The sequence below is a fragment of the Streptomyces sp. LS1784 genome (assembly GCF_020103755.1).
In the GTDB taxonomy this organism is placed as follows: Bacteria; Actinomycetota; Actinomycetes; order Streptomycetales; family Streptomycetaceae; genus Kitasatospora.
In genome coordinates, this window is sequence record NZ_JAHSQD010000521.1 from 1 (window position 1) to 5,909 (window position 5,909).

Here is a 5,909-nt window from a genome sequence, read left to right on the forward strand (position 1 = left end):
CCGGCCCCGCCGAACCCGGGCCCCCGTCCGGGCCGGGCCCCCGCCGCGAGACCGCCGGTCGCCGTCAGTCGCTCTTGTACCCGCGCTGCCACTGCATCCCGAACCCGTACAGCCGGTCGATGTCCGCCTGGAACCCGTTGACGTACCGCACCTCGCGGCGCACCGTCAGCTGGTTGTCCCCCACGTTCTCGATCAGCACCACCGCGCAGGAGCGCGCCGCGCGGGCCCGCTCCTCCAGCTTGATCTCGATCCGCGGCCCGGCCTGCGGCACGATCGTGACCACCGCGTGCGACTGCTCGAAGGCCGGCGTGCCGTCGTAGATGTAGACGAAGATCAGCAGCCGCTTGAACTTGTCCTTCTTCTCCAGGTTGACGTACATCGTCTCGCCGGACGGCGCCCCGTACTGGTCGTCGCCGCTGAGCTTGATGTACGGCGCGCTCTGGAGGTCGCCGAAGAGCCCGCCGAGCGGCTGCACCACGCCCGTGGTCCCGTCGGAGAGCTCGTACATGCAGGCCAGGTCGAGGTCGACGTTCACCGGCTCGCTGCTCTGAGCCGAGTCCGGCTCCAGCGGCCGCAGGATCCGCGGGCTGAAGAACCGCTTGACGGAGTCCCGGGTGCTCGGCCGGACACCGCCGGAGCTCATCGTCCAGTGCAGGTTGACGTAGAGGTAGCCGGTGGTGGCGGCCGACCCGGTGATCGCGTGCTGCGGGGACGACTTGGTGAGTGTGACCTTGTGCTGACCGCCGGGGTTGTCGAAGGTGTAGCTCTTGCCCCCGCGCAGGTACTCCCAGATCGAGACCATGCAGTCTTCTCCCCCCTGCTCCCGCCAGGCGTTCTGACGGTCCGCCGACCAATGATCGGGCATCGGCCCGGCCGTCGGATACCCCGTCCGCCCCCTCCCCTACCCAACCCGGCCCGACCGGCGGGTCGATTGGCCGGAGGAAGCCGCCCTCCCGTAACATGCCGCCCCTTCGGACGCGATATCGTCTAGCCGCACAGGTGTCCCGTCCGCCCCTGCGCGAGCGCGGCGGGCATGCCGTGCGGCGACGAACGAACCGTCAGGCAGTGCCCGCACGACTGATCCTGACCGCCTGTGTCGCGCTGTGATCCTGTCCCCTGCGGAAACCCGAGGCCCGACCCGCAATGAACCTGACCTCCATACAGCTGGTCTGGACCGTCGTCGGCGGCGCAGCCCTGCTGTTCGTCGCCGTCCTGATGGCGACGCTGCGTTTCAAGAACTCGAAGAAGGACGAGTCCGGCGACTCCTGGGAGCGCAGCGAGGAGCGCCGCCGCCGCAAGGAGATGATCTACGGCATCTCCTCGTACACGCTGCTGTTCTGCTGTGCCGGTGTCGCCGCCGCCCTCTCCTTCCACGGCCTGGTCGGCTTCGGCAAGGAGAACCTGGGCCTGTCCGGCGGCTGGGAGTACCTCGTCCCGTTCGGCCTGGACGGCGCCGCGATGTTCTGCTCGGTGCTCGCCGTCCGCGAGGCCAGCCACGGTGACGCCGCGCTCGGCTCGCGCCTGCTGGTCTGGGTGTTCGCGATCGCCTCGGCCTGGTTCAACTGGGTGCACGCCCCGCGCGGCATTTCGCACGACGGCGCCCCGCAGTTCTTCTCCGGCATGTCGATCTCGGCGGCCATCCTGTTCGACCGGGCGCTGAAGCAGACCCGCAAGGCCGCCCTGCGCGAGCAGGGCCTGGTCCCGCGTCCGCTGCCGCAGATCCGCATCGTCCGCTGGCTGCGCGCCCCGCGCGAGACCTACGCGGCCTGGTCGCTGATGCTGCTGGAGAACGTCCGCAGCCTGGACGAGGCGGTCGACGAGGTGCGCGAGGAGCGCCAGGCGAAGCTGGACGCCAAGGCCCGCGCCCGTACCGCCGACCGCCGCGAGCGGGCCGAGCTGAAGGCCATCTCCCGTCAGGGCGGCATGCTCGCCCGGGCCCGCGGCGGCCGCCAGGTGCCCGCCCTCACGGCTGCCGGAGACGGCCCGAGCACTACGGAGCCTGCCCTAGCCGCGGGTCCCGACGCCACCACCTCGACCTCGGCCTCGCGCCAGTCCACCGACTCGCTCGAACCGGCCTCCCTGGACGCCGGCCGCCGCCCGCGCGCAGCCGTCGGCTCCTCGTACTCGTCGTACTCGTCCTCCTCGGCCTCCGGCACCGGGTCGTCCCGCAGCGGCTCGACCATCGACCTGACGGCCGACGACGACACCCTGTCGATGCCGAAGCTGGACTCGCTGGAGCGCAAGCTGCGCGCGATCGAGCAGCAGCTCGGCTGATCCGAGGCGCCCGGGCCCCGCGTCCGCAGCGGGGCAGCGGTCCGGTCCGTGGTCCGAACGGGCCGCACCGGACCACGGACCCACCGGACCACCGGCACGCGAAACGGCCGCCCCCCGGGATTCCCGGGGGGCGGCCGTTTCGCGTGCCGGACGGACGGCTACTTGCCGGTGCTGACCAGCTCCGGTTCCTCGTCCGCGCCCTCACGCCGGTTGCGCAGGATCGACGAGCCGAGCGCCAGTCCGATGAAGGCGACGCCGATCAGGCCGGTGACGATCTCCGGGATGTGGTACTTGATCCCGACCAGCAGGATCGCCGCCAGCGCGCCGATCGCGTAGTGCGCGCCGTGCTCCAGGTAGACGTAGTCGTCCAGGGTGCCCTTGCGGACCAGGAAGACGGTCAGCGAGCGGATGTACATCGCGCCGATGCCGAGGCCCAGGGTGATCTGGAAGATGTCGCTGGAGATGGCGAACGCGCCGACCACGCCGTCGAAGGAGAACGAGGCGTCCAGGACCTCCAGGTAGAGGAAGAGGAAGAACGCCGCCTTGCCGCCGACCTGGACGATCGACTTGCCGGCCTTCTCCGCCTCCTCCTCGCGCTCCTCCTCGGCCTCCAGGCCCGACTCGAAGATCGAGGAAAGGCCGTTGACCGCGAGGTAGGTGACCAGGCCGAGGACACCGGCGAGCAGGACGGTCTCCGCGTGCTCCCCGGCGAAGAAGTTGGAGGCGAGCAGCAGGGCGACGAGGGCGACGACGCTGGAGAAGGCCTCCAGCTTGCCGACCTTCTCCAGCGGGCGCTCGATCCAGGCCAGCCAGTTGTAGTCCTTCTCCTCGAAGATGAAGTCGAGGAAGATCATCAGCAGGAAGACGCCGCCGAAGGCCGCGATGGCCGGGTTGGCCGCCTCCAGGTACTGGGCGTAGGTGAGGCCGTCGTGGGTCTTGTCGGAGTGCAGCGCGAGGTCGACGACCGTCGCGGGGTTGAGCTTCGCGGTGAGGCCGACGACCAGCAGCGGGAAGACCAGGCGCATGCCGAAGACCGCGATGAGGACACCGACGGTCAGGAAGATCTTCTGCCAGTACGGGTTCATCCGCTTCAACACCGTGGCGTTGACCACCGCGTTGTCGAACGACAGGGAGATCTCCAGGATGGAGAGGATCAGCACGATGCCGAAGCCTTGGGCTCCCCAGAGCAGTCCGGCCGCGGCCAGGCCGATGGCGGTGATCGCGAACGACCAGCCGAATGTGCGGAGGAACACGGGAGTTGGCTACCTTTCGGGTTCTGGCCGTGCCGGGGCGGCCTCGTCCCCGAGACGCCCCTGACCGGGCCCGGCCCGGTCAGGTCACCCCCGCACCGCCCTCTGTTCTCATGATCGAGTCGGGTGCGACAAGTCCGATTTTCGCCCTTACTGTACGTTCACCCCGAAGTCGAGTGCGATGCCGCGCAGGCCGGAGGCGTACCCCTGGCCCACTGCGCGGAACTTCCACTCGCCCGCGTAGCGGTACAGCTCACCGAAGATCATCGCGGTCTCGCTGGACGCGTCCTCGGACAGGTCGTAGCGGGCGATCTCCTGGCCGTCGACCGAGTTGACGACCCGGATGTAGGCGTTGCGGACCTGACCGAAGTTCTGGAGCCGCGCCTCGGCCTCGTAGATCGAGACCGCGAAGATCACCTTGTCGGCCTGCACCGGGACGAGGTCCAGGTTGACCAGGACCACCTCGTCGTCACCCGTGTCGTCGCCGCCGGTGAGGTTGTCGCCCTGGTGCTCCACCGAGCCCTCGGGGCTCTTGAGGTTGTTGTAGAAGACGAAGTACTCGTCACCGAGCACCCGCCCGCCACCACAGATCAGGGCGCTCGCGTCGAGGTCGAACGGGGCGCCCGTGGTCGAACGGGCGGACCAGCCGAGGCCGATCTGGACCTGCGTCAGGTTCGGCGCGGCCTTGGTGAGCGAGACGTTGCCGCCCTTGGCGAGCGTGACCACCATGACGTTCTTCCTCCCTTGCTTGTTCCGGGGCGCCATCCAGGTGTAGTCCCCCTCGGCCCCGGCCGACCGGCTCCGGTCGGCTGAACTTCCTGAACTCACATCCTCGCAGCGCGACGGACCACCGCGGCACCGGGTCGCACGAAGCCGGGGCGGCCCCGGACCGCGGAGGTCCGGGGCCGCCCCGGGAGAACGGCGCGAAGCCCGCGCCGCAGGGCGCCGGCGTGGGCTCAGACGTTGACGCCGAAGTCCTGCGCGATGCCGCGCAGGCCCGAGGCGTAGCCCTGGCCGATGGCGCGGAACTTCCACTCGCTGCCGTTGCGGTACAGCTCGCCGAAGACCATCGCGGTCTCGGTGGAGGCGTCCTCGGAGAGGTCGTAGCGGGCCAGCTCCGAGTTGTCGGCCTGGTTCACCACGCGGATGAACGCGTTGCGCACCTGGCCGAAGTTCTGGCCGCGGGTCTCGGCGTCGTAGATCGACACCGGGAAGACGATCTTCTCCACGTCCGTCGGCACGCCGGCCAGGTTGACCTTGATCGCCTCGTCGTCGCCCTCGCCCTCACCGGTCAGGTTGTCGCCGGTGTGCTCGACCGAGCCGTCCGGGCTCTTCAGGTTGTTGAAGAACACGAAGTTGCCGTCCGAGGCGACCTTGCCCTGGGCGTTGCACAGCAGGGCGCTGGCGTCCAGGTCGAAGTCCGCACCGGTGGTGGTCCGGACGTCCCAGCCCAGGCCGACGACCACGGCCGTGAGGCCCGGTGCCTCCTTGGTGAGCGAGACGTTGCCGCCCTTGCTGAGGCTGACTCCCACTAGTCCTCCAAGAATCGGGAGGCACGTCCAGTGGTGCCCCCGGTGGTGCGGTCCCGGGCGGCGGGAGGCCCATCGGCTCCCGCGCCCCACCCCGCCAACGGCCAGAGCGTAGTACGGGGTTCCCGTCCGCACCCCTGATCAGGCCGGACACGGCCTCGCGGCACTCGGCCGGCGGGTGCCGCGAGGGTGTGCCCCCGCCACTCAAGGCCCCGGGCGGGGGTCTCAGAGCGCTGCGAGGACCTTCAGGTACTCCTGCTCGTCCCGGGCGTCCGGAAGGCCGTTGACGACGCTCCAGCGCACCGTGCCCGCGGTGTCGATCACGAAGGTGCCGCGCAGCGGGCAGCCCCGCTCCTCGTCGAGGACGCCGTAGGCCCGGGCGACCTCGCCGTGCGGCCAGAAGTCGGCCAGCAACGGGAACTCCAGCCCCTCCCGGTCGGCGAAGACCCGCTGGGAGAACTGCGAGTCGCAGGAGAGGCCGATCACCTGCACGGTGTCGTTCTGCAGGCCCGCCAGCTCCCGCTGGATCGCGCCCAGCTCGCCGGTGCAGACACCGGTGAAGGCGAACGGGTAGAAGACCAGGACGACGTTCCTGCCGCCGCGGAAGTCGGAGAGCCGGACGGCCTCGCCGTGCTGGTTGTTGAGCTCGAAGTCCGGAGCCTGGGTGCCGACCTCGATGGCCATGAGCGGGACCTTTCTGACGCGACCGCGCCGCGCGGCGGGCGCAGCAGGCCACATCCTCGCATTCGTTTACGGCCGCTCGGCCGAACGGATGAGGCGGGCGGCCGCGGCCCCGCCCGTTCGCCGTCAGCGAACGGCCCGGCGGCCGACCCGGGGTACCGGCGCGAGGCCGGCC

The 5,909-nt window shown here is 70.2% G+C and carries 6 protein-coding genes; 1 reads left to right on the forward strand and 5 read right to left on the reverse strand.

Going from position 1 to position 5,909, the window contains the following annotated elements; all coding sequences use genetic code 11:
* Window positions 1-64 precede the first annotated feature (64 nt).
* Entirely contained in the window at window positions 65-802 is a 738-nt protein-coding gene (locus tag KS423_RS36535) for a Tellurium resistance (protein WP_224284045.1), read from the reverse strand.
* 341 nt (window positions 803-1,143) lie between these two features.
* Between KS423_RS36535 and KS423_RS36540 the strand changes: the two genes are divergently transcribed.
* Window positions 1,144-2,274 carry a DUF2637 domain-containing protein gene (locus tag KS423_RS36540; protein ID WP_224284046.1) on the forward strand — a complete coding sequence of 377 codons (1,131 nt, stop codon included), beginning with the start codon at window positions 1,144-1,146 and terminating at the stop codon, window positions 2,272-2,274.
* Window positions 2,275-2,432: 158 nt separating this feature from the next.
* Here the strand turns inward: KS423_RS36540 and KS423_RS36545 are convergent, their stop codons facing one another.
* From KS423_RS36545 to KS423_RS36560, 4 genes are all read right to left on the reverse strand, one after another.
* On the reverse strand, window positions 2,433-3,527 hold the full coding sequence (locus KS423_RS36545; protein WP_224284047.1) for a DUF475 domain-containing protein: 1,095 nt from the start codon (window positions 3,525-3,527) through the stop codon (window positions 2,433-2,435).
* Window positions 3,528-3,674: 147 nt separating this feature from the next.
* On the reverse strand, window positions 3,675-4,253 hold the full coding sequence (locus tag KS423_RS36550; RefSeq protein WP_224284048.1) for a TerD family protein: 579 nt from the start codon (window positions 4,251-4,253) through the stop codon (window positions 3,675-3,677).
* Window positions 4,254-4,480: 227 nt separating this feature from the next.
* Window positions 4,481-5,056, reverse strand: a complete 576-nt coding sequence (locus KS423_RS36555; RefSeq protein ID WP_224284049.1) for a TerD family protein — start codon at window positions 5,054-5,056, stop codon at window positions 4,481-4,483.
* A gap of 222 nt (window positions 5,057-5,278) precedes the next feature.
* A complete protein-coding gene (locus KS423_RS36560; protein ID WP_224284050.1) occupies window positions 5,279-5,737 on the reverse strand; it encodes a peroxiredoxin in 459 nt (152 codons plus the stop codon).
* Between the last annotated feature and the right edge of the window lie 172 nt (window positions 5,738-5,909).

Excerpts from the sequence above, each read along its gene's own strand:
- KS423_RS36550 (WP_224284048.1), bottom strand. The coding sequence starts at position 4,253 with ATGGTGGTCACGCTCGCCAAGGGCGGCAACGTCTCGCTCACCAAGGCC.
- KS423_RS36540 (WP_224284046.1), top strand. The coding sequence starts at position 1,144 with ATGAACCTGACCTCCATACAGCTGGTCTGGACCGTCGTCGGCGGCGCA.
- KS423_RS36560 (WP_224284050.1), bottom strand. The coding sequence starts at position 5,737 with ATGGCCATCGAGGTCGGCACCCAGGCTCCGGACTTCGAGCTCAACAAC.
- KS423_RS36535 (WP_224284045.1), bottom strand. The coding sequence starts at position 802 with ATGGTCTCGATCTGGGAGTACCTGCGCGGGGGCAAGAGCTACACCTTC.